The organism is Streptomyces sp. NPDC088124 (assembly GCF_040685895.1).
In the GTDB taxonomy this organism is placed as follows: domain Bacteria; phylum Actinomycetota; class Actinomycetes; order Streptomycetales; family Streptomycetaceae; genus Streptomyces.
The window spans coordinates 1-19,576 of sequence record NZ_JBFBJB010000053.1; the positions used below are offsets into that span (position 1 = coordinate 1).

19 protein-coding genes are annotated in these 19,576 nt (G+C 71.5%); 10 read left to right on the forward strand and 9 right to left on the reverse strand.

Translation table 11 applies throughout. The features are described 5' to 3' along the window. The 4 genes from AB0P17_RS33025 to AB0P17_RS33040 form a co-directional block, all read right to left on the reverse strand. Positions 1–235, reverse strand: a 235-nt coding sequence (locus AB0P17_RS33025) for an AMP-binding protein (RefSeq protein WP_365816762.1), incomplete at its 3' end; no start/stop codon positions are given. A gap of 99 nt (positions 236–334) precedes the next feature. Further along, on the reverse strand, positions 335–1,726 hold the full coding sequence (locus AB0P17_RS33030) for a serine hydrolase domain-containing protein (protein WP_365816764.1): 1,392 nt from the start codon (positions 1,724–1,726) through the stop codon (positions 335–337). Between the two features lie 226 nt (positions 1,727–1,952). Next, positions 1,953–3,089, reverse strand: coding sequence for a DUF5808 domain-containing protein (locus AB0P17_RS33035; RefSeq protein WP_365816766.1), 1,137 nt, complete (start codon positions 3,087–3,089; stop codon positions 1,953–1,955). A gap of 278 nt (positions 3,090–3,367) precedes the next feature. After that, positions 3,368–3,772 carry a GntR family transcriptional regulator gene (locus AB0P17_RS33040; protein ID WP_365816769.1) on the reverse strand — a complete coding sequence of 135 codons (405 nt, stop codon included), beginning with the start codon at positions 3,770–3,772 and terminating at the stop codon, positions 3,368–3,370. Between the two features lie 98 nt (positions 3,773–3,870). On the opposite strand from AB0P17_RS33040, the gene AB0P17_RS33045 reads away from it, so the two are divergent. From AB0P17_RS33045 to AB0P17_RS33055, 3 genes are read left to right on the forward strand one after another with little or no spacing between them, the layout of a single operon-like run. Then, positions 3,871–4,242, forward strand: coding sequence for a hypothetical protein (locus AB0P17_RS33045; RefSeq protein WP_365816771.1), 372 nt, complete (start codon positions 3,871–3,873; stop codon positions 4,240–4,242). A 38-nt stretch (positions 4,243–4,280) separates the two neighbouring features. After that, positions 4,281–5,207, forward strand: a complete 927-nt coding sequence (locus tag AB0P17_RS33050) for an ABC transporter ATP-binding protein (RefSeq protein ID WP_365816882.1) — start codon at positions 4,281–4,283, stop codon at positions 5,205–5,207. Then, complete coding sequence (locus tag AB0P17_RS33055) at positions 5,204–6,001, forward strand: ABC transporter permease (protein WP_365816773.1); 798 nt, start codon at positions 5,204–5,206, stop codon at positions 5,999–6,001. The genes AB0P17_RS33050 and AB0P17_RS33055 overlap by 4 nt, the downstream gene beginning before the upstream one ends. Positions 6,002–6,143: 142 nt before the next feature. Here the strand turns inward: AB0P17_RS33055 and AB0P17_RS33060 are convergent, their stop codons facing one another. The 4 genes from AB0P17_RS33060 to AB0P17_RS33075 form a co-directional block, all read right to left on the reverse strand. Beyond that, on the reverse strand, positions 6,144–6,392 hold the full coding sequence (locus AB0P17_RS33060) for an MbtH family protein (protein WP_365816775.1): 249 nt from the start codon (positions 6,390–6,392) through the stop codon (positions 6,144–6,146). A gap of 170 nt (positions 6,393–6,562) precedes the next feature. Then, the gene (locus AB0P17_RS33065; RefSeq protein ID WP_365816777.1) at positions 6,563–7,372 is read right to left on the reverse strand and encodes an alpha/beta hydrolase; all 810 of its coding nucleotides are present in this window, start codon (positions 7,370–7,372) and stop codon (positions 6,563–6,565) included. 58 nt (positions 7,373–7,430) lie between these two features. Continuing rightward, positions 7,431–8,816: an aldehyde dehydrogenase family protein gene (locus tag AB0P17_RS33070; protein ID WP_365816779.1), complete on the reverse strand. Its 1,386-nt coding sequence runs from the start codon at positions 8,814–8,816 to the stop codon at positions 7,431–7,433. A 347-nt stretch (positions 8,817–9,163) separates the two neighbouring features. Further along, a complete protein-coding gene (locus AB0P17_RS33075; RefSeq protein ID WP_365816781.1) occupies positions 9,164–9,580 on the reverse strand; it encodes a cold shock domain-containing protein in 417 nt (138 codons plus the stop codon). 512 nt (positions 9,581–10,092) lie between these two features. On the opposite strand from AB0P17_RS33075, the gene AB0P17_RS33080 reads away from it, so the two are divergent. The 5 genes from AB0P17_RS33080 (at position 10,093) to AB0P17_RS33100 (ending at position 15,852) form a co-directional block, all read left to right on the forward strand. Beyond that, the gene (locus tag AB0P17_RS33080; RefSeq protein WP_365816783.1) at positions 10,093–11,046 is read left to right on the forward strand and encodes a winged helix-turn-helix domain-containing protein; all 954 of its coding nucleotides are present in this window, start codon (positions 10,093–10,095) and stop codon (positions 11,044–11,046) included. A 265-nt stretch (positions 11,047–11,311) separates the two neighbouring features. Further along, positions 11,312–11,476 carry a hypothetical protein gene (locus AB0P17_RS33085; protein WP_365816785.1) on the forward strand — a complete coding sequence of 55 codons (165 nt, stop codon included), beginning with the start codon at positions 11,312–11,314 and terminating at the stop codon, positions 11,474–11,476. Then, a complete protein-coding gene (locus tag AB0P17_RS33090; RefSeq protein WP_365816787.1) occupies positions 11,473–13,797 on the forward strand; it encodes a TOMM precursor leader peptide-binding protein in 2,325 nt (774 codons plus the stop codon). The genes AB0P17_RS33085 and AB0P17_RS33090 overlap by 4 nt, the downstream gene beginning before the upstream one ends. Before the next feature lie 147 nt (positions 13,798–13,944). Then, positions 13,945–15,186 carry a histidine kinase gene (locus AB0P17_RS33095; RefSeq protein WP_365816789.1) on the forward strand — a complete coding sequence of 414 codons (1,242 nt, stop codon included), beginning with the start codon at positions 13,945–13,947 and terminating at the stop codon, positions 15,184–15,186. Between the two features lie 54 nt (positions 15,187–15,240). Beyond that, positions 15,241–15,852 carry a response regulator transcription factor gene (locus AB0P17_RS33100; protein WP_365816791.1) on the forward strand — a complete coding sequence of 204 codons (612 nt, stop codon included), beginning with the start codon at positions 15,241–15,243 and terminating at the stop codon, positions 15,850–15,852. Here AB0P17_RS33100 and AB0P17_RS33105 read toward each other — a convergent pair. Beyond that, the gene (locus AB0P17_RS33105; protein WP_365816793.1) at positions 15,818–16,444 is read right to left on the reverse strand and encodes an NADH oxidase; all 627 of its coding nucleotides are present in this window, start codon (positions 16,442–16,444) and stop codon (positions 15,818–15,820) included. The two genes, AB0P17_RS33100 and AB0P17_RS33105, sit on opposite strands and share 35 nt — an antisense overlap. A 208-nt stretch (positions 16,445–16,652) precedes the next feature. Between AB0P17_RS33105 and AB0P17_RS33110 the strand changes: the two genes are divergently transcribed. After that, complete coding sequence (locus tag AB0P17_RS33110; protein ID WP_365816795.1) at positions 16,653–17,165, forward strand: CoA-binding protein; 513 nt, start codon at positions 16,653–16,655, stop codon at positions 17,163–17,165. A 517-nt stretch (positions 17,166–17,682) separates the two neighbouring features. Beyond that, positions 17,683–19,512, forward strand: a complete 1,830-nt coding sequence (locus tag AB0P17_RS33115; protein ID WP_365816797.1) for an ATP-binding protein — start codon at positions 17,683–17,685, stop codon at positions 19,510–19,512. The last annotated feature ends 64 nt before the right edge of the window (positions 19,513–19,576 follow it).

Below are 19,576 nucleotides of genomic sequence, written 5' to 3' on the forward strand. Positions count from 1 at the left end.
CCACCACATCCACCGACCGCTCCAACAACAACCCCACCCGCGACTCAACCCCCACCCCACCCGCACACAACACCCGCGCCAACCCCTCCGCCCGCGCGTCCAACTCCCCATACGTCAACGACACACCACCACACTCCACCGCCACCGCACCCGGCGAAGCAGCCACCCGCCCCGCAAACGCCGATACGACCGACATGTGCTGGACCGACGGCATGGACTGCTCGCCCTCGAACATCGTTGATTCCCCGCATATCTCGTGACTCGTGACCGGTGCGGCCGGTCGGCCCGTGGCTGTTGTTCGCCGGCCGGGGGCCCTGCCCCGTGCCGGGCCGGCTCAGAGCCGTTGCAGTGCCCGGCCGCCGTACTGGAGCAGCGCGACCGGTCCTCCCGGGTGTTTCCTGACGAAGCGTCCGACGATGGGGAGCGCGTCGTGCTCCCGGTCCTGGGCGACGAAGAGGTCGTCCGTGTGGATGGTGAGGCGGTAGTCGGAGTAGTCCTCGCGTGTGAGGTAGAGATCGCCCTCGGCGTCGGTCACGACCATGAGGTGGAGATCGCCGTTGGCGTACGTGCCGAGGTGGTCGCCGAGGTCGGCGGCCTCCGGGGCACCGGGGGCCGGCAGGCTGTAGTGCCCCAGGTCCAGTCCGGCGGCCCGGAGTCGGCCGACCAGGTCCTCCCACAGTTTCGGCCCCGCGGTGGAGTTGGTGGTGACCGCGAGGGCGAGGTTGCGGCCGGGGTGGATCCGCAGATTGCAGGTGGCGCCGCCCACCGCGCCGTCGTGGCCGTACCAGGACTCCTCGCCGCTGCGGTGGCACATCAGTCCCAGGCCCCAGGCATTGGCGAGGCCGAAGGGCTCGGCGTCCGGCACGCTTTCGCGCATCTGGAGCACGGCCTCTTCCGGGAGCAACTCCCGCTGCGGGAAGGTGTTCCGGTCGTCGAGGTGCAGCCGGGCGGCGGTGACCAGATCGGTGGCGCTGCCCGCGAGGCCGCCGGCCGCCGCCAGGGAGAGAGCCGTCATGTGGTCGACGGGCTCGGCGTGTTCGTCGCCGGCCCGTACCGCGTGCCCCTCGGCCAGTACCCGGGCGCGGCTGCCGGCGGGCCGGTCCGTCCGGGGGCGGGGGTCGTGGAGGAAGGCCGGCTCTATGGAGAGCGGGCGCAGCAGGCAGCTGTCGACGGCCGTCCACCAGTCCATGCCGGACACCGCCTCGACGACGGCGCCGAGCAGGCAGTAGCCGGTGTTGGAGTAGGAGAAGGCGAGGCCGGGCGGGAAGAGGTTCGGTGTCTCACCGCACACGGCCGCGAAGCGGCGGTACGAGGGGCCGCGCATGTCGGGGTATTCGATGCTGTCCGCCAGGCCTGCCGTGTGGCTGAGGAGTTGGCGGACGGTCGCGGTGCCCAGCTCGGGGTTCGTGGCGCGTTTCAGGTCGGGCAGGAGCCCGGAGAGCGGTTCGTCGAGGCCGAGGTCGCCGTCGGAGACGAATTGCATCACCAGTTCGGCCGTGAAGAATTTCGTCACCGAGCCGTAGGGGAACGCGGTGTCGACGGTGACCGGGGTGTTCGTACGTACAGAGCTGACGCCCGCCGCGCACCGGGTGAGGGTGCCGTCGCGGTAGAGGGTCAGTTGTGCTCCGGTCACGTGGTGCTTGCGCACCAACTCCTCGAAGATCCGTTCGACCTGCTCTGCCGTAGCGGGGCCGGCCCCCGCCGTCGAACCCACCGCTGCACCCACTGGACCCACCGGACCTTCCCCCTGATCGTTCGCCCCGGGCACGGCCACGGCGCGGCTCGGCGTGGCGCGACGTGGCACAACCCGCCCGGAACGGGGCGCGGTCCGGCACAACATCGACTACGGGGGCGGCGCGGGCATGCCTCGCCTGCGCACACCAGACTCTCCCGGCACGCCGCCATCCGCAATCAGCTTCGGCAGCGGTGGAAACCCGCTGGTCGCAGGGGTGTTACCCGAAGCCCACGGTGAGGCTCACCACGGTCGCCGCCAGTCCGAGCACCAGCACCACACCCGAGCCGATCAGGAACCGGGGGTTGGCGAGGTTGACCGTCCATCCCATGCCCACGCGCTTGGGCACCAGGATCGCCGGGTCGTCGGAGTTCACGTACATCGTGCCGGCCGCCCGCCAGTGGCGGTCGTCGTCGCGTGCCACCAGGCCGGTGTTCTCCTCGGCCGCCACGCCCGGGGTGGCGCCGATCACCGTCCGGCCGCCCGACGGCCCGGCGCGCAGGACGACGAACAGGGACCCCGCGGCGGCGACGAGCAGCGGGGCGCCCACGACCAGGGACAGGACGGTTCCGGAGCGGCTGTCGCCCCACATCATCGCGGACAGGCCGAGCAGCATGAGGTTGAGCAGCGCGCCCACGCCCAGCAGCGCCCGGGCCGTCAGTGCGAGGTAGCGGCGGTGCTGGGCGGCGCTCGTCCGGGGGCGGGACACGTCCAGGTCGGGCCGGGCGCGCAGCACGGCGGTGACGGTGCCGAGGACGGTCACGGTGACCCCGAGCTGTACGAAGACCAGGCTGAACGCGGACCAGAAGGTGGTGGTGACGTCGCGGTAGGCCGTGCCGTTCGCGGTCCGCTCCGGGAGGGACATCGTCGCGGGCAGGTCCGGGTAGGCGAACGCGCCGGCGGCGGCCGTCGCCGCGAGCACCACGAGGGAGGGGACCAGCCACAGCCAGGGCAGCCGTACGGGGTCCGTGCGCAGGGAGGTGTCCATGACGGCGCCCTGACGGATGTGTTCGTACCAGTTCCCCTGCTCCTTGGCGCGGGCGAGGGCCCGGTGGGCGCTCAGCCACAGCGCGCCGGCGGCGGCGCAGAGCAGCAGTGCCGCCACGGCTCCGACCACGGCGCTGTTGAGTACGGCGCCGAGGACGAGTGAGGCCAGGGTGATGACGACGGCGATCGGTGCCAGCAGTGCGCGGTAGCGCCTGCGCTGCTCGCCCACTTCGGGACTGTCGGCCTTGTCGGGGGGTACGCGGACGCCGAAGGGGACCGCTTTGGGACTGAGGAGGGGGCTCGGAGCCGCGTAGAGGACCGCTCCGAGAGTCAGGAGTGTCGCGAAATTGACGAGGAGGCTGACAAGCACGGCGTTCACCTAATCCATCCGACGAAGTCGTGGTAATTGGAGCGGCCTCGTGGAGAGCGGCCTCGCCCGGTGCGCGACGGCACGCGCGTACGGCATCCGGCACCACACTCCAACTTCTCCTGGCGGCGGCTGCTCCGCAACCGCCTTTGGGCAGAACCGAATCCGCCGGTCCGCCCACACGATCCGCTCGTTTGTTCCATCTACTTCGTTTGTTCTGTCTACTTCGTCTGTTCGTTTGTTCATTCGGTACTTCTGCTTCATTCGTCCATCCGTTCGATCTATCCGTTTTCCGCACCGCCTCCCCTGCCGAACCCCTTCAGGGTCGTCCGTACGTACGTCACGATCTCCTCGTCCGGAACGCCCCGGACGACGGCTTCGGCGAGGAGCGTGCGCAGTCGCTGTTCCCAGTCGACGCCCACCCTCAGCTCGGCCGTCGCCCTGCGTACGTCCGGGTGGACCACCGCCCCGCTCTTGCGGTTGATGCGGATGATCCCTTCGCGGCGCAGCAGGTCGTACGCCTTGTTCACCGTGTGGAAGTTGATCGCGAGATCGACGGCGAACTGCCTGGTGGAGGGCAATGACTCACCAGGTTTCAGCGCGCCGTCCGCGATGGCTTCCACCACCCGGTCCCGGATCTGCTGGTAGATCGGGACCTCGCTGTCGAGATCGAGTAGTAGCTGCACAACACGAACTCTATCTGATATACATCTACTAGAACAGATAGCCAGCGCAGGGACGCACCGGGACCGCGAGCGAGGTCCCCGAGGGAGGGATGGTTCCCATGGCACTGATGAAGCTTTCCGGCAGCGGAGTGACCGTCGAGTTCAACGGACGTGAGCGCACGTGGCTCAGGCGCGGCGAGGTGACCGTGCCGCTGGCGGCCGTCCGCCGGGTGACCCCCGTCGAGACCCCGCTGCGCGCCGCGCACGGCGCCCGGAGCGGTCTGCAGATCTCCGGATTCGCCAAGATCGGGGTCTGGGGCATCATGACGGGTCCGCGCCAGCTCGTGGCGGCCTACCGCGGCCGGCCGGGGCTGCACATCCTGCTCGACCGCGGGGTCGACGGTGTCGAGTACGACGAGATGGTGCTCTCGCTGGACGGCGCGGAGCAGCTCGCGGAGGCCCTCGGACAGCGGCTGGGGAAGGGCCGATGAGCAAGGAGTCCCGCCGTACGGAGGGCCACCGCGCCGAGGTGGACTCCCCTCGCATCGAGGTGACCGGCCTGACCAAGCGGTTCGGTCCGGTCACCGCGGTGGACGGTCTGAGCTTCTCCGTGGAGCCGGGCGTGATCACGGGCTTCCTCGGTCCCAACGGAGCGGGCAAGACCACGACGATGCGCATGATCCTCGGCCTGGTCACGCCCACGGAGGGCACCGCCACCATCGGCGGCCTGCGGTACGGGGAGCTGCGCCGGCCCTCCCGGGCCGTGGGGGCCGTGCTCGACGCCTCGGCCTTCCACCCGAACCATTCGGCCCGCGACCACCTGCGGATCTACTGCACGATGGGCGGCCACCCGGCGGGCCGCGTGGACGAGCTGCTGGAGCGGCTCGGCCTCGCGGGCGCGGCGCGCCGCAGGACGCGGACGTTCTCCACGGGCATGAAGCAGCGGCTGAGCCTGGCGACGGCGCTGCTGGGCGATCCGCGGGTGCTGCTGCTGGACGAGCCGAGCAACGGGCTCGACCCGGAAGGCATCGCCTGGCTGCGCACGTTCCTGCGGGAGCTCGCCGCCGAGGGGCGCACGGTCCTGGTGTCGAGCCATGTGCTCAGCGAGGTCCAGCAGATCGTGGACGACATCGTGATGATCCGGCGCGGCCGGCTCGTCGCGGCCGGGCCGCTCGCCGAGATGGAGCGCTTCCGGCCCTCGACGGTGCTGGTCCGCTCACCCGACGCGGAACCGCTGAAGAAGCTGCTACTGAAGGGCGATCCGGAGCGCGGCGCCGCGAGCCAGGTCGAGTCCGGGCAGAACGGGGCGCTGCGCGTCCACGGGCTGACCACGGAGCAGGTCGCCGATCTGGCGTCGGCAGCGGGACTGCGGGTGTACGAACTGGCGACCGAGGAGACCAGCCTGGAGCAGTTGTTCTTCGAACTGACCGGGGACAGCGAGGGGGACGCTCGATGAACGCGTTGATCAAGGCGGAGTTCCACCGGCTGACGGCGACCCGGCTGTGGCTGTGGGCGCTGGTGGCGGCCCTGCTCCTGGGCGGCGGTCTGGTCGGGGTGATGACCGCGGTCGGCCCCGAGAACTTCTCGCCGCCCATGCCCGGCCTGGAAACACGGGAGGGCGTGCTCTCCGTCATAGGGATGCTCGGCTTCACCGTGTTCGTCCCGGCGGCGCTGGGCACGATGGCGATGACGTCGGAGTACCGCCACCGGACGGCGACGTACACCTTCCTCTTCGCGCCGCAGCGCTGGCAGGTGCTCACGGCCAAGCTGGTCACGTACGGCGTGGCCGGCATGGTGTACGGGCTGGTGCTCACCGGCAGCGCGGCCGCGGGGTTCTTCGGGGCGCTCGCCGCCCGGGGCGTCACCCCCGGTGTCGGCACGGGGACGGTGCTGGCGCTGCTGCTGCGGCTGGCGGTCACGATGGCGGTCTACACGCTGCTGGGGGTCGCGATGGGGGCGCTGATCCGCAATCAGATCGTCGCCCTCGCGGTGGTGATCGGCTACCTCTACATGGGTGAGCTGATCCTGATGATGATCCCGGGCGTCAACCTGCTCTACCCGCTGCTGCCCGGTGGCGCGACGGCCTCCCTGACCAGCTTCACCTACATCGCGGACGCGCTGGCCGACGAACTGGCCACCAGTCCGGTCTCGCTGCTCTCGCCGGTCGGCGGCGGGCTGCTGCTGGCGGGGTACGCGCTCGTCGCGGCGGCCGTGGCCGTGCTCGTACCGATGCGGCGGGACGTGGTCTGACCGACGGGACGGGGCTCTCATGGCCCGCGGCTCCGAAAACGCGGGAGCGGGTGTCCCGGACTGCACTCCGGAACACCCGCGGTGGATCACACGCGATGGATCTCACGCAATGGAGCTCAGGCGGTGGTTCCCGCCCGATGGGTCAGGCGGGAACACCGGCCGGCCTCGCCGGTACCGCCGCGGCGCCGTCCATCTCCCGGATGAGGCTGGCGGGCCTCATGTCCGTCCAGTTCTTCTCCACGTAGTCGAGGCAGGCCTGGCGGCTCTCCTCGCCGAAGACGACCGTCCAGCCGTCCGGGACACTGGCGAACGTGGGCCACAGCGAGTGCTGGTTCTCGTGATTGACCAGTACGTAGAAGGAGCCGTTGTCGTCGTCGAACGGGTTCTCCATGAGTTTCCCTTCCCTCATGTCCGGGTTCCGGTGTCACCCCGGCCCCCGCGGCATGGTCTCCCAGCCGCTTCCGCCGGTTCAAACTGTTTTACCTGGGGCCGAAGCCTCCCCAGGCGGAACCTGTGATTCGGTGTGTGGATGCGGATATGCGTCGTGCGGCCACGTCCGGTTCAGCCGCGCTGTGCGAAGAATTCGAGCAGCGCGGCATTGACCCGGTCGGGGCGTTCCAGGTAGCCGTAATGCCCGGCGTCCTCGATCTCCGTATAACGGGATCCCGGGATCGCGTCGGCGACTTCACGGCTGAAATGCGGGGGCAGTACGAGATCGTCGGCGAATCCGACGACCAGGCACGGTGTGGTGATCCGCCGGTAGGCGGGGAGCCGGTCGGAGGTGATGTCGATGTCGAGCTGCGCCCGGTAGCCGGGGAGCCGGGAGGCCGGGGCGACCTCGAAGATGTCCAGCCAGTCCTGAATCTCCTTGTCCTCGCGGAGGGTCGCGGGCGACAGGTTCTGCAGGGCGCGCAGGGTGGCCCCGTACAGCGGTGTCATCGTGCCGCCGCCGTCGTGGAACTCGCGCTCCGCCCGTGCGTGGGCCCGGCGCATGAAGTCCGTTCTGCCCCGCGTCGCCATCAGCACCACCTGGCTGATCAACTCCGGCCGTGCCAGGCAGAGTTCCTGGGCGACATGGGCGCCGAGGGAGGTACCGACGAGCCGGCACGGGCCGAGGCCGAGATGGTCGATGAGCCCGGCCGTGTCCGCCACCAGGTCGTCGATGGTGAAGCCGTCGGCGCAGGCGTCGGTCGGGGGGATGCCGCGGTTGTCGAAGGTGATCACCCGGTAGCCGGCCGACCGCAGGGCGGGCACCTGGTGCAGGTGCCAGGACCGGCCGCCCGCTCCGGAGCCCATCACCATCACCACCGGTTCGCCCTGCCCGGTGTCCTCGTAGCTGAGACTGATTCCGTTGATACGTGCGCTCGGCACAGCCGTCCCTCTCCGTCCTGTTCCGTTCCGCCGGTTCCCGCCACCGGTGGCGCCGCTGTCAGTCCTGCCGCCAGTACGCGCCGAACAGCGCGGCCTCGTCGGGGACGCGCTCGGGTATGGGGCGGGAGACCGTCGTGTGATTGAGGAAGTGCCGCCAGGTGACATTGCCCGCCACGCTCGAACCGCCCCAACTCCCGGCGGAAAGCGTGGTGGTGAAGGGCACGCCGCTGGCGAAGCCGCCGGTGTTGGTCATGGTCGACTGGTTCACCACGACCCGGCAGTGCGTGACCTCCTCGGCCAGCCGCAGCACCCGGTCGGCGCGGGTCGTGTGGACGGCGCAGCTGTGGCCGAGGCCGCACCGCCGCGAGATGGACTGGACGAGGCGTACGGCTTCGTCGTACTCGGTGTAGACGGAGAGGGTGAGGAGGGGGGAGATCTTCTCCCGCAGGACCGCCGTGTCCCGCCAGGGGTCGGCGCAGCGCACGACGAGTACGGTCACCTTCTCCGCCGTGCCGAGGTCGATGCCGGCGGCCCGCGCGATCTCGACGGCCGGCCGGCCGATCATCTCCCGGTTGAGCGCGGTGCCGTCCGGCCACAGCAGCCGGGCCAGCCGGTCCGCCTCGGCCTCGTCGCAGAGGTGGGCGCCCGCGCGGGCCAGGCCCTGCTCGAAGGCGGCGGCGACGGAGCGGTGGACGAGCACATTGCTCTCCGACGAGCAGGAGGTGCCGTTGTTGAACCCGGCCCCGTGCTGGATCTTCTCCACCGCGTCGTCCAGGTCCGCGGTCTCGTCGACGATGACGGTGGGGTTGCCGACGCCGGCGCCGATGGCGGGCGTACCGCTGCGGTAGGCGCGGCGTACGGTGCCGGAGCCGCCGATGGCGACGACGGAGTCGGCGGCGGACATCAGCAGGCTCCCCGCCTCCCGGCCGGCCTCGGGCAGGCAGATCAGCAGGTCGGGCGGGGCCCCGACGCCGGCGAGCGCGGCCCGCATGACCTCCACCGTGGCCCGGGCGCTGCGGTGGGCGCGGGGGTTGGGGCTGAAGACGGCCGCGTTACGGGTCTTCAGCATGGGCAGCGCGTTGCAGATGATGCCGGGGGCCGGGGCCGTCGCGGGGCTGGCGACGGCGATGACGCCGAGTGGTTTGGCGATCCTGACGAGCCCGAGCTCCGGCTCCTCCTCGACCACACCGACGGTGCGCGCGCCGTGCAGGTCGTGCAGGATGCCGAGCACCCGTCGGCGGTGCAGGGTGTACAGGTCCTCGACGTCGCCGAGCCGGGTCTCCCGGTGGCTCAGGCGCGCGAGGCGGCGCGCTGTCTCCTCGCGGTAGCAGTGCCATCCGACGGCCGTGACGGCCCGGTCGGTGTCGGCCTGCGACCATGACGCCGCTTCCGCCTGGGCCGCTCTGGCCCTGCGGACGGCTTCCTCCACGGATTCGCTGATCACAGCTACTCCTCTACGGCGGTCGCTGAGAGGCGGCCCCTGGAGCACAGTGACGCGCCTTCATCCCGGCAGGCCGTCCAGCAACTCCCGACCTCCCGCAGAGAACTTCACGTTCCTGCCCGGGCAGCGTAACCATCCGGATTCGGCCGTCACCACAGTTTCTGTTGTGGGCAAAAGGCCCCGGTATCGGACCCTGGTGTCATGCTTCCGTGTCCGTGTCCGTGTCCGGGCCCGGGCCCGTGTCCGGGCCCGGTGTCGGACTCGGTGTCGGGCCCCGTGTTCCGGCGCGCGGAAAAGCCGCGGAATCAACGGACTTCCCGTGATTCCGCGGCTCTCGCGCACCGCACCTCTCAGGCGCCGACCCAGCCGTGGGCGCGTGCCAGATCGAGGACGCGGGCCCTGACCCGCTTGATCTGGTCGGCCGTCAGCGTGCCGTCCGCCTCCAGCAGTGCCTCGGTGAGTTCGCCGCGCAGAGTGGCGGCGGTCGGCCCGGCGCCGTCCGCCGTCTGGTACGTCACGGCGCTCGACGCCGGGTCGCGCTCCGGGCGGCGCTGCGCGGACTGGTGGATGAGGCGGATCTCCGACGCCTTGGGCCCCTTGTCCCCCATCTCGACGAAGAACTCGACCTCGCGGCCGGCCTGGTAGAGGTACTTCTCGTCCAGCAGGTCGTTCGCGTGCATGAACACGTCGTCACCTCCCTCGTTCGGGATGATGAACCCGTACCCACGCGTCTCGTCGAACCGCTGGATCTTGCCTGTCCTCAGCACAACCGCACCTCCACGCGAACCAATACCTCATACACCTGTACACCTCGTACGGCCCGTGACCCGGCAGCCACCGCGGAGACGGAAAGCGGAATGCGCGGACGGAAGCGCAGACGGAAGCGGCAGCGGGGGCGGCGAGACACGAGCCGGCGGGCGGCCCGACCGGGCCGCCCGGCCAGGATGGTACGCCGCGCCCCCCGCGCGCCGCACCTGAAGAATTCATGATCCTGGCAGTGAATCGGCCATGGGGCCCGGGGGAACGCGGCACTGTCCGCGCGGCTCCGCTCGTGGCACCGTCGGCGGGGAGTCTGGATCGTCGTGGGGTGACCACCGCACGCCTTACCCGGCGTGGCCGCTCCTGACACCAACACGAAGGATCCGCGCACACGGCACTGCCGCCGGGGTTCGTCCGGCGTACGGGGCAGGCGGGCGGCGCACCCACCGCGAACCGGTGGGTGTACGCCGGCCGCACGCCCATGGCGCGGGTCCGCCACTCAGCAACGGGGGCTACACATATGCAGAGAATCCATTTCACCGCCGCGGATCTCGCCCGCACACGGCTGCAGAGCACACTGGGGCCGGTCGCCGAGGGGATCTTCGCGCTCGGGGTGCTCACGCAGTCGCGCAACGCGGACTACGCCCGCTGGCGCGGGGACGTACTGGGCCGGCTGCGGGAGACGTCCTCGCTGAACCGGCCGCTGGTTCCGCTGCTCCGCGCCCTCAAGGCGCCGGACGACCTGCTGTTCCTGCTCGACTCCTCACCGAACGCCGACGCCTCGGTGCTCGCCGCGCTCTCCCTCACCCGTACGGATCTGACCCGGCTGGCCGTGGACATGTGGCGGGCGGGCGTCGCACCGTACTGGGACCGCGTCCTGGAGCGTCTCGACAGTGAGTGCGACGCGCACGGGCGGATCGCGATGACGGGCGGTGTGGAGCAGTTGCTGGCCACGCTGCACCCGCGGATCGTGTGGAACCCGCCGGTGCTGGAGATCCACGACGGTCTGGAGTGCGAGGTCCATCTCAAGGGGCAGGGGCTGCTGCTGACCCCCTCGACGTTCCTGCCGGGGAGCGTCGGCCGGATCATCAGGTCGGAGCGGGACAGCGATCAGCCGGCGCTGGTCTTCGCCGTACCGTCCGATGTCTCGGGCCTGTTCGCGCTGCCGGACGAGCCCGATGTGACCGGCGGACAGGCGCTGAGCGCGCTCGTGGGCCAGACCCGGGCGGCGGCGCTGCGTGCCCTGACCAACACGTGTACGACGAGTCAGCTCGCCGCGCGGCTGGGCGTGTCGCCCGGGAGCGCGAGCCAGCACGCCTCCGTGCTGCGGGAGTCGGGGCTCATCACGACACGTCGGGTACGGAACTGCGCGCTGCACTCGGTGACGCCGCTCGGCATGGCGCTGCTGGGCGGCCGGCTGCGCACCCCGGTCCCCGCGCAGCGGCTCGCCCCGCGCCCGGCGTCGGTGAACTGACCCCCGGGTTCCGATCGGTCCGGGGTGTTCTCGCGGACAGCGCACTTCCCCGCCGGATGCCAGATGTTTCGGCATCCGGCGAATCGCTGTGCCGGATCCGTGAAATCTTCATGGAGGCGCGGTGATCGGGGGACTGTCCGGTCGCCACCGCCGCTGCGGAGAATCGCTGCGGCGGCAGCTGAGCCGTGAGCAGGACCCACAGCAGGAACCGACAGCGGAAACTGAGCGTACGAACGAAAGGGGAACGATCGTAATGAGCAGTGCCATGACCTCCCACCCGCGGTCCGACAGCCCGGCGGCCGGTGGACGGCTGCTGATCATCGAGGACCTCGACACGGTGCCGGAGCAGGCGACCGCCCTGTTCAGCATCTGCATCGCCGCCGCGCCCGTCGCGCCCGCGGCCGGAGAGCGCGAGCAGCTCCAGGCATGACCGCGGCAGGGGGGCACGGGCCCGGGTCCGCCGCGCGGGACGGGGCGCGCCTGGGGTTCAAGAGCCATCTGCGCGCCACGGTCGTCCCCGGTGAGGCGGTGTATCTCGTCTCCCAGCGCGGGGTCACCGCCCTCCGCGGGGCCCCCGCGGAGGTGCTGGTGCCGTTGCTGGACGGGACGCGTGGCCCGGCGGAGGTGGTGCGGGACGCGACGCCCGCGCTGACCGCGGAGGAGGCCCGCGCCTCGCTGCGGGCCCTCGACGCGGCGGGGCTGCTCCGGCTCCGTACGCCCGGCGCGGACGGTCCGGCCGCGCCCCCCTGTCCGGATCCGGCGGCCGGCGCCTTCTGGGAGCTCGCCGGCGCCGACGGTGACCGGGCCCTGGCCGCACTGGCCGGGGCCTCGGTCCTGCCGGTCTCGCTGATCCGCGGCCGTACGGCCTGGGCGTCCGAGCTGGCCTCGGCCTGCCGGGCCTCGGGGCTGGGCGTCGCCGCGTCGGACGCCGAAGCGGACTTCTCGCTCGTCCTGTGTGACGACTATCTCGCGCCGGGGCTCGCCGAGGTCGACGCACGGCAGCGCGCGGCGGGCACGCCGTGGCTGCCGGTCCGGCTGGGTTCCGCGGCCCTGTGGGCGGGGCCGGTGTTCCGCCCGCACGACGGCCCCTGCTGGCAGTGTCTGGCGTCGCGGCTCCGGGGTCACCGGTACGCCGAGTGGCCGCTGCAGCGGGCGCTCGGGCTCGCGGGCCCGCCGGAGCGGCCGTACGCGACCCTGGCCGCGGGCCGGTCCGTCGCCGTACAGCTCGCCGTCCTGGAGGCCGCGAAGTGGCTGGCCGGGGTACGGGGGCCGACGCACGACGCGGTGAACACACTGGACACACTGACGCTCGCCACCACGGCCCATCCCGTGGCGCGGCTGCCGCAGTGCCCCGCGTGCGGGGACCCCGCGCTGACGGCCCGGCGGATCGAGCGGCCGTTCGTCCCCGTGTCGCGCCCGAAGGCGGTGGACGGCCTGGGCGGCCACCGCGCCCTGACGCCCGCCGAGATGCTGGCCCGCCACGGCCGTCTGGTCGACCCGGTCACCGGGATCGTCAAGGAGATCCGCCGGGCGCCGGGCTCCCCCGGCTTCGTGAACTCCTTCCTCTCCGGCCAGAATCTGGCGATGCGCAGCGGCACCCTGGCCGGGCTGCGCGCCGGACTGCGCGCGCTGAGCGGCGGCAAGGGCCTGACCGACACGGAGGCCAGGACCAGCGCGCTGTGCGAGGCGGTGGAGCGGTACAGCGGGACCCGGCAGGGCGACGAGCCGGTCGTACGCGACTCGTTCCGCGCCCTGGGCTCCGTGGCCGTACATCCCAACGCCTGTCAGTTGTTCGACGAGCGCCAGTTCGAGGACCGGGAGCGGTGGAACGCGGGCGGCTCGCGCCTGCATTACGTACCGCCGCGCTTCGACGAGGACCGCCCCACCGACTGGACGCCGGTGTGGTCGCTGACCGGCGGGACCCGGCGGCTGCTGCCGACCTCCATGCTGTACTTCGACGAGGAGGAGACGCCGGACGGCCTGTGGGCCGACTCCAACGGGAACGCCGCCGGCAGCAGCCCCGAGGACGCTGTGGTGCAGGGGTTCCTGGAGTTGGTGGAGCGGGACGCGGTGGCCCTGTGGTGGTACAACCGCACCCGGCAGCCCGGGGTCGATCTGGACGCCTTCGACGAACCGTACATCGAGCGGCTGCGCGCCGGTTACCGGTCGGTGAACCGTACGGTGTGGGCGCTCGATCTCACCTCGGACCTCGGGATCCCGGTGATCGCGGCGCTGTCGCGGCGCACCGACAAACCGGCCGAGGACATCCTGTTCGGCTTCGGCGCGCACTTCGACCCGCGGGTGGCGCTGCGCCGGGCGCTGACGGAAATGGGCCAACTGCTGCCGCTGGTGAGCGCGGTGACGGCCGACGGGGCCGGATACCGGGTCGACGATCCCGACCCGCTGGACTGGTGGCGCGGGGCGACGGCCGCCAACCGGCCCTACGTACGGGCGGATCCGGCGGCGCCGGCCCGTACCCCGCGGGACTGGCCGTACACGCCGGCCGGCGATCTGCTCGACGATGTGTCCGCCATCACGGAGTTGGTGCGTTCGCACGGGATGGAACTCCTGGTGCTGGACCAGACCAGGCCGGACCTGGATCTTCCTGTTGTGAAAGTTGTCGTGCCGGGTCTGCGCCATTTCTGGCCGCGTTTCGCCCCTGGCAGGCTCTACAACACACCGGTTCTGCTGGGCAGACGCGCGGAACCAACTCCCTTTGGGGAGTTGAACCCAACACCGCTCTTCGTCTGAGACGTGGACCGGCTCACACCGCTTCGCATCACTTATCGTTGTTTTAGTCCCGGCGCCCTACGATCTCAGCACATCCTTCACGCAGATCACCTACGCTCTTCACGTAGCACGGAGGTTCGACGGGGAAGGCTGCGAAGACACTCGATCATGCGAAGTAGCGACGACAGATCCACGGAAGAAGTCCAGCCGGGGGAATGGGACGGGGCGGCGGGCGCCCCGGTCGACCCTCCGGATCTGCCGGCTCCCAAGCTGGCCCGCACCATTCTCACCATCGCACTTCTCGGCTATCTGAGCGTGACCGTCATCAATCTGCTGAGTGCGCCGCACAGCAGGCTGTCCCTGACCATGTCCCTCGTCGGCCTGTTACTCATCTTCGTCATCCAGCTGCGGCACTCCAGCGCCCGGGCGCGGCAGGCACCCGCCTGGCAGAGAGCACTGACGCTGGGGGCGCAGGCGCTGCTGACGTATCTTCCGATCGCGGTGTTCCACTCCCAGTGGGGGGCGATGGCCGGCTTCTTCGCCGGATCGCTGCTGCTCCTCCTGCCGCCCCGCCAGGCATGGCCGGCCTACGGAGCGGTCGGGGTCACGATGCTGATCCCCCCGGCCATCGACGGCCTCCCCGTGCGGGAGGCCTTCTATTTGTGCCAGTCGACGCTGCTGACCGGGCTGGTGGTGTACGGGCTCTCCCGGATGGCCGAGCTGGTCAAGGCGCTGCACGACACGCGGGTCGAGCTGACGCGGATGGCCGTCACCCAGGAACGGCTGCGGTTCGCACGGGATCTGCACGACCTGCTCGGTTACAGCCTCTCCGCGATCACGCTGAAGAGCGAGCTGATCCACCGGCTGGTGCCCACGCACCCGCGCCGGGCGATGGAGGAGATCAACGAGGTCCTGTCCATCTCGCGGCAGTCGCTCGCCGATGTCCGCACCGTCGCCAGCGGGCTGCGCGGCATGTCCCTGGAGCAGGAGCTCGGTTCGGCCCGGTCGCTGCTGACGGCGGCCGATGTGACGGTGCACGCGGAGATCCGCCTCGGCAGGATCAGCCAGCAGGTCGACACCGTACTGGCCGCCGTGGCGCGCGAGGCGATCACCAATCTGCTGCGGCACTCACGCGCCGGGGTCTGCGAGATCGAGGCGGTCCTGGAGGGTGGTCTCGTCCGGCTCTCCGTCTCCAACGACGGAGTGGACCCGTCGTACCGCGACACCTCACCGCACAGCGGCAGCGGTCTGGGCAATCTGCAGACCCGGCTGAAGGCGGTGTCCGGCACCCTCTCCGTCTTCCGGGGGGCCGACGGCACATTCGAACTGGTGGCCGAAGCCCCGGCCCAGCTCATCCGGGGGCTGCCCGAGGTGGACGACGACGTCTATGCGCGGGGCTCCGCGGCCTGACCGCCGCCCGGACGCGCCCGCTGCCCCACGACCCGATCCGAGGAGGTGCACCTCATGGCGATACGCATCCTGCTGGCCGAAGACATGAACATGGTCCGCGGCGCCCTCGTGGCGCTGCTGAATCTGGAGGGCGATCTCGATGTCGTCTGCGAGGTCGAGCGCGGCGACCAGATCCTGACGGCCGCGCTGGAACACCGTCCGGACATCGCCGTCATCGACATCGACCTGCCCGGGATCGACGGCCTGACCGCGGCGAGCCGGCTGCGCGAGTGCCTGCCGGAGTGCCGGACGCTGATCCTGACCAGCCTCGGCCGGCCCGGCACGCTGCGGCGCGCTCTGTCCGCCCATGTGTCGGGCTATCTCCTCAAGGACGCCCCGCCGCAGGAACTGGCCACCGCGGTACGGCGGGTGGTGGCGGGTCACCGGGTGATCGACCCTCAGCTCGCGCTCTCCGCGTGGGACGGCGCCGAGACCCCGCTGACCGAGCGGGAGACGGAGGTGCTGCGGCTGGCCGCGGAGGGCTCGGAGGCGGGCGAGATCGCCAAGGCGCTCCACCTCTCCCCCGGCACCGTACGCAACTACCTGACCACCATCGTGGCCAAGCTCAACGCGCGCAACCGGGTGGACGCGATCAGGATCGCACAGGCAGCCGACTGGCTGTTGTGACATCGGGGTCGTCGACCGGGGCCGCCATCCCGGCGGCGGCGAGATAGTCGACGATGCCCTGGGTCACCTCACGGGGCAGCGGCAGCGCCTCCGAGAGCGCGTCCGGTGTCACGGGCCAGGCCAGCAGGGCTGCCACGAGCGCCGCCTCCGGGCGGTGCAGCACCACCCGGAACGGGGAGAACTCCGACTCCAGCGCGAACCCGGCGTCCTCCACGGTGAGCGACACCCCGCGCGGCATCCGGACGGGCCGCCGGGGCGGCAGCCGTACGGGGGTGAAGCGGGCGGGCCGGGAGACCGGGCAGACGGAGAGCAGCGGCCCGCCGAGATCGTCCACCCCCAGGGTGCGGACCACGAGATGGGAGAGCCGGTCGAGCACGGGCAGCAGAACGAAGTAGACACACCCCTGGGGCATCGAGCCGCCGGGCAGCGGTTCGAGGTTCGCCAGCAGGACGGGCCCGAGCTGCATGCGCCGCAGCGCCTCGCGCACCACCGGCGGGGCGTCGCCGATCCGCTCGGTCCCCCAGGGCCCGGTCAGGACGAGCCCCTCATCGCCGGCCCCGCTCTCCATCACGACGTCGACGTCTTCGCTCAACGACCAGAGATTCACCGTTCTGTGCTCGTCCGCCTTTCTCAACGCTGCCCCTTGTTCTGATACGGCCATGCCACGTACCGAGCAGTATCCGGTGCCTGCCTCGCCCGCGTGCAGCGAAGAACTCACGAATGAGACGTGGAGATTTCACGCGGAAAACACAGCGCGGCGGCTTGCGGAATGACGTACGGAGCGAATCTGTTGCCCCGGTATGGACGCAGAGAGAGCAGAGACCGGAACAGCGGGGACGGGGAGCGGTGGCCCCGCGGGCGCGCGGCCGGAGGACGGACCCGGCGCGGGCGCGCGGCCCGGGGACGGGCCCGGCGATCCGGCGACGATCCGCGAGATCCTGCGGCGCGGCGGCGACACCTGGGCCGTCGTGGGCCTGTCCGCCAACACCTCCCGGGCCGCCTACGGTGTCGCCGCGGTGCTCCAGCGCTACGGCAAGCGCGTCGTACCGGTGCACCCCAAGGCCGAGACGGTGCACGGCGAGCGGGGGTACGCCTCGCTCGCGGACATCCCCTTCCCCGTGGACGTGGTGGACGTCTTCGTCAACAGCCGGCTGGCCGGAGCGGTCGCGGACGAGGCGGTCGCCATCGGGGCGAAGGCCGTCTGGTTCCAGCTCGGGGTGATCGACGAACAGGCGTACGAGCGGACTCGGGCGGCCGGGCTCGCCATGGTGATGGACCGCTGCCCCGCGATCGAGATCCCGCGGCTCGGCTGAGAGCCACCACCCGCCGGGAGCCGCCCGTGTGTTCCTCGGGGAAGTCCACCCGGATTGCCCTGCTTTGCGGTGACCCCGCGCCCGCACCGCACGGTCCCGCGTGACTCACCCCTCCGGCCTCACACGCCACCGGACCATCAGGCATCACATGGCCAGTTGGCCGAAAATAAATGAAACGCAATCGAGACAACACCGCGCGAGGAAACGTTCAACCGCCCGAACCTGACACACGAGTGCCCCTTCACTGCGTGATTGCCCCTTATGGAACAGCCCTTAACGATCAAAACTCTGTACCATACCGGCCTTACGCAACGGGCTACTTCGGGACGAAGTCGCCCGTTGCGTGGGCTCGGGGGCACCCTGAGTGCTTCGCCGTTGCCTTCCGTGGTTAGCATGAGCGCCACATGTGGTGCGGAAGATCACCGTCCCCATCGGTGTCAGATCCCGCCCATGCGGCCGAAGCCCGCAGGTCGGCCGGTCTGTTCCCCCCCGCACTCAAGTACCGAGGGACCGCGGAATGTCAGTGCCTGTCGCCCCCAGCCCGCACCGCATACCCACGGAGCGGTCGTTGTCGCTCGCCGTTCCGCTGGCCTTGCTGGTGGTGGCCGGCGCCGCCGGAGGAGCGGTCGCCGCCACGGCTCCGGACCCGGCGCGCGCCTGGGTGGCCGCCACCGTCGCCGTCGCCTGGGTCTGCCTCACCGCCGCCGTCGTCACCGCCGCCCTGCTGCTGCGCCGGGCGCGCCGCGCCGCCGCCGCGGCGCACGACGGGAGCAGAACCACGGAGACACAGCTCGCCCAGACCGGCGCCGACGCCGCGCACCTGCTGAACGTCACACTCCCCGCGGTCGTCAAGAAGCTCCGTGAGGGCGCGAGCGCCCAGGAGACCTTCGCGACCACGCCGCCGCCGTCCGACCCGCAACTCCGCCGGATCCTGGAGACGTTCACCGGCGAGATAGCCGCCGCGGAGGCGCGCGCGGCCCGGGCGGCCGCCGAAAGCGAGACCGCCGTCGCCCAGTTGACCAAGGCGGCCGACGAACTCGACCTGCTCACCGGCAAGACGCTCCCCGACGCGCTCTCCGGACTGCGCTCGGGCGGCTCCGCCGACACCGTCCTCTCCGGCGTCGTGCCGCCCACCGATCCCCGGCTGCGCGTCCTGGTGGACGCCGTGGTCCGGGAGTTCGCGACCAGTGAGCGCCGTGCCGCGGCGGCCCAGGCGGCGAGCGCCAAGGCGCTGAGCCGGGTCCAGGCCAAGGCCGTGTCCATGCTGGCCGACCTGCGCGAGATGCAGGACCGGCACGGCGAGGACGTCTTCGGTGATCTCCTCAAGCTCGACCACAACACCTCGCAGCTCGGGCTGCTCACCGACCGGCTCGCCCTGCTGATGGGCGGGCGCGCGAGCCGCGCCTGGAACAAGCCGATCGGCATGGAGTCGATCCTGCGCGGCGCGGTCGGCCGTATCGCCGCCTACCAGCGGGTCAGGCTGCACTGCTCCAGCAACGCCGCGATCGCCGGATTCGCCGCCGAGCCCGTGATGCACCTGCTCGCCGAACTGATGGACAACGCGGCGAACTTCTCGCCGCCGATCGACGAGGTCCACGTCTACGTCGAGGAGCGCACGGCCGGCGTCGTCGTGACCATCGAGGACAGCGGCCTGAAGATGGCCGCCGCCGCGATGCGCCGCGCCGAGGAGTCCGTCTCGGGGCGGGTGACCGACCTCGCGATGCTGCAGGGCACCCGGCTCGGTCTGGCCGTCGTGGGCCGACTGGCCGACAAGTACCGCATCAGCGTCAACTTCCGGCCCTCGTCGCGCGGTGGCACGGGCGTCGTCGTCCTCTTCCCGCCGCAGCTCATGGCCCAGCAGCGCGGCATGGCGCCCGAGCAGTCGCTGCGCCGTCCGGCACCGGAGGCGACCGTGCCCTCCCCCGCCGCCCCGCCCGCCGCCCCGCCCGTCACCTCCGCCACACCGCCCCCGCCGGTACCGACGTCCACGGCGTGGCCGGTGCTGCCCTCCCCGTCCGCCCCGGCCGACGGCCCCCGTGTCGCGACACCGGGCGGCCTGCCCGTGCGCCCGCCGGGCCGCACCATGGCCGCGGCCGACCGCGGCCGGACGCACTCGGAGCCTCAGCCCCCGGCGCCGCAGCCGGAACGCCGCGACGTGGGTGCCCGGTTCGGCGCCTTCCACCGGGCCCGTAACGCCGCTGACGCCCCGTCCGGCGAGGAGACCGGCACGCGACAGGACGGCGACTCCGGCGACACCCGCGCCCCCGGCACTCCCGGAACGCCCGACGTCCCCGGCACCCCCGGCACTCCGGACACGCCCCCCTCCCCCGGCACTCCGGCCGGATAGCACCGCGCCCACCCCGCACGGCGCCCGGGGCATCGGCGCCCTCATCCCCATCCGGAACGTGAGA

Coding starts and splice junctions, on each gene's coding strand:
- AB0P17_RS33045 (WP_365816771.1), top strand. CDS start 3,871: ATGGCACTGATGAAGCTTTCCGGCAGCGGAGTGACCGTCGAGTTCAAC.
- AB0P17_RS33055 (WP_365816773.1), top strand. CDS start 5,204: ATGAACGCGTTGATCAAGGCGGAGTTCCACCGGCTGACGGCGACCCGG.
- AB0P17_RS33110 (WP_365816795.1), top strand. CDS start 16,653: ATGGACGCAGAGAGAGCAGAGACCGGAACAGCGGGGACGGGGAGCGGT.
- AB0P17_RS33060 (WP_365816775.1), bottom strand. CDS start 6,392: ATGGAGAACCCGTTCGACGACGACAACGGCTCCTTCTACGTACTGGTC.
- AB0P17_RS33100 (WP_365816791.1), top strand. CDS start 15,241: ATGGCGATACGCATCCTGCTGGCCGAAGACATGAACATGGTCCGCGGC.
- AB0P17_RS33115 (WP_365816797.1), top strand. CDS start 17,683: ATGTCAGTGCCTGTCGCCCCCAGCCCGCACCGCATACCCACGGAGCGG.
- AB0P17_RS33080 (WP_365816783.1), top strand. CDS start 10,093: ATGCAGAGAATCCATTTCACCGCCGCGGATCTCGCCCGCACACGGCTG.
- AB0P17_RS33090 (WP_365816787.1), top strand. CDS start 11,473: ATGACCGCGGCAGGGGGGCACGGGCCCGGGTCCGCCGCGCGGGACGGG.
- AB0P17_RS33085 (WP_365816785.1), top strand. CDS start 11,312: ATGACCTCCCACCCGCGGTCCGACAGCCCGGCGGCCGGTGGACGGCTG.
- AB0P17_RS33095 (WP_365816789.1), top strand. CDS start 13,945: ATGCGAAGTAGCGACGACAGATCCACGGAAGAAGTCCAGCCGGGGGAA.